Below are 2,230 nucleotides of genomic sequence, written 5' to 3' on the forward strand. Positions count from 1 at the left end.
GCATGCCCTCCCGGTTCGAGGCCCACGTGAAGCGCCGACGCTCGGACGTGCTGGTCAATAAACAGAATTTCTCCGACTGGAGCATGTCGCCGCTGCACCAGCAGCCGGGCACCGTCACGCCCAACGGACTGATCTACGAACGCCACCACAACGGCGTGCCGGACATCAACCCCGACGAGCACCGCTTCGCCATCCACGGCATGGTCCGCCAGCCGTTGGTGTTCACGATGGCCGACCTGATGAAGTACCCGTCGGTGTCGCGCTTCTACTTCATGGAGTGCTCGGGCAACGGCCTGACGGACTGGCTCAAGGCGGCCTCGAAGACCGTGCAGCAGACGCACGGCCTGCTGTCGTGCGCGCAATGGACGGGCATTCCGGTCTCGACGCTGCTGCAGGAAGCCGGTGTCATGCCGACCGCGAAATGGGTGCTGGTGGAAGGCGCCGACGGGGCCGCCCACGCACGCAGCATCCCGATGAAGAAAATGCTCGACGACGCGCTCATCGTCTATGCCGCCAACGGCGAGATGCTGCGCCCGGAGAACGGCTACCCGCTGCGCCTGATGATTCCCGGCTGGGAAGGCAACATGTGCATCAAGTGGGTGCGCCGCATGAAGGTGGGCGACGAGCCCTGGTACCTGCGCAGCGAGACCGCCCGCTACACCGACCCCATGCCCGATGGCAAGTGGCGAAAGTTCAGCTTCGAGATGGAAGCCAAGTCGGTCGTCACCTCGCCTTCCGGCGGCATGAACATGCGCCCCGGGCCGATGGAGATCATCGGCTTCGCCTGGTCGGGCAACGGCACGATCAAGGCGGTCGACGTCACGGTCGATGGCGGGCGCACCTGGCGCGAGGCGCGGCTCGAGGAGCCCGTGCTCGACAAGTGCCTGACCCGCTTCCGATTGCCCTGGGTCTGGGACGGCACGCCGGCCACGATCGCCAGCCGCACGGTCGATTCGACCGGCTATGTGCAGCCCAGCGTGGAGGAGATCAAGAAGGTGCGCGCGATCGTCGGCTTCGTTCAGCACCACAACGGGATTTTTCCGTGGTCCATCGACGCCTCCGGGGAGGTGAAAAATGCAATCGCCTGACTTCGTTTCGATGGCGGCCGTGGCCGCGATCTCGCTCGCCCTGGCGGGCTGCACGGTCCCCAGGGCGTCCACCGAACCGGCGGCTCCCAGCGCCGGCACTGACCGGGGCCAGCCCATCGCCGAGGCCGATCTCGCGGTCTGGAACATCGACGTGCGCGGGCCCGATGGGCAAGGACTGCCCGCAGGCAGCGGCACCGTTGCAGCCGGCAAGGCGGTCTATGACGCGCAGTGCGCCGCCTGCCACGGCGCAGCCGCATCCGGCGGCCCGGTGTTCGGCCCCATGGTCGGTGGCATCGGCTCGTTCAAGACCGACAAGCGCGTGCTCACGCCGGGCAGCATGTACCCGTACGCGCCGGCCCTGTTCGACTACGTGCGCCGGGCCATGCCGATGAACGCTCCGCAGTCGATGACCAACGACGAGGTCTATGCGGTGAGCGGGTACCTGCTGCACCTCAACGGCCTGGTCCCCGCCGACGCGGTGATGACGGCCGCCACGCTCGCCGCAGTGCAGATGCCCAACCGCGACGGTTTCATCTTCGATGACCGCCCGGACACGAAAGCCGTGCGCTGCATGAGCGGCTGCACGCCCATCTCGGGCAGCCGCTAGACGCGTGGCCGAGCGAGGCCCGGCCACCGGTTTCCCGATGCGCCGGCCGTCTGAGCGGCCGGCGCAGCGCAAGAGGGTGAAAAACATGACCCCAGCCAATGAAGCTTCAGGCGAGTACTGGATCGACGTCAACACCGTCACCGACCCGGAGCGTGACTGCTACGTCGCCAAGGTCGTCGTCACGCACCTGCCGGAGATGCGCGAGATCTTCCGCGGCGAGTTTCCCGCGAGCGGGCTGCCCAGAGCCCGGCGCAAGGACGTGCTGGCGGCGGCGCTGGCCAGCGGCCAGCATGCGGTGCGCATGGAGCAGTGCCGGTTGATTCGCCGTTGAGGTTTCCGGCTCGTGAGCCGGCCGCAAACTCGACGTCTGCAAAGGCCTCATGCACCGCTGGCGAACAGCAGCCAACCGGCCGCTCCCGCCGCGACGATCACGACCACGACATTGAGCTTGTTTTTCCAGGCATAGAGGAAGGCCAAGGCCGCAGCGAAGATCAGCACGCCGACGGCCAAGGACGGCACCCGCTCCGCCGTGACT

The 2,230-nt window shown here is 67.3% G+C and carries 3 protein-coding genes; all 3 read left to right on the forward strand.

All coding sequences use genetic code 11. The annotated features are described in order from the left end of the window. Window positions 1–1,088: sulfite dehydrogenase (gene soxC, locus H0W38_RS21245; RefSeq protein ID WP_292457951.1), on the forward strand; the 1,088-nt coding region annotated here is incomplete at its 5' end. Further along, complete coding sequence (locus H0W38_RS21250; RefSeq protein ID WP_292457954.1) at window positions 1,075–1,695, forward strand: cytochrome c; 621 nt, start codon at window positions 1,075–1,077, stop codon at window positions 1,693–1,695. The genes soxC and H0W38_RS21250, both read left to right, overlap by 14 nt. Window positions 1,696–1,780: 85 nt before the next feature. Next, window positions 1,781–2,026, forward strand: a complete 246-nt coding sequence (locus H0W38_RS21255) for a hypothetical protein (protein WP_292457957.1) — start codon at window positions 1,781–1,783, stop codon at window positions 2,024–2,026. Window positions 2,027–2,230: the final 204 nt, after the last annotated feature.

The sequence above is a fragment of the Methylibium sp. genome (genome assembly GCF_013817365.1).
In the GTDB taxonomy this organism is placed as follows: Bacteria; Pseudomonadota; Gammaproteobacteria; order Burkholderiales; family Burkholderiaceae_C; genus Methylibium.

Bases quoted from the DNA above. Each gene is read 5' to 3' on its own strand.
- H0W38_RS21250 (WP_292457954.1), top strand. From the start codon at position 1,075: ATGCAATCGCCTGACTTCGTTTCGATGGCGGCCGTGGCCGCGATCTCG.
- H0W38_RS21255 (WP_292457957.1), top strand. From the start codon at position 1,781: ATGACCCCAGCCAATGAAGCTTCAGGCGAGTACTGGATCGACGTCAAC.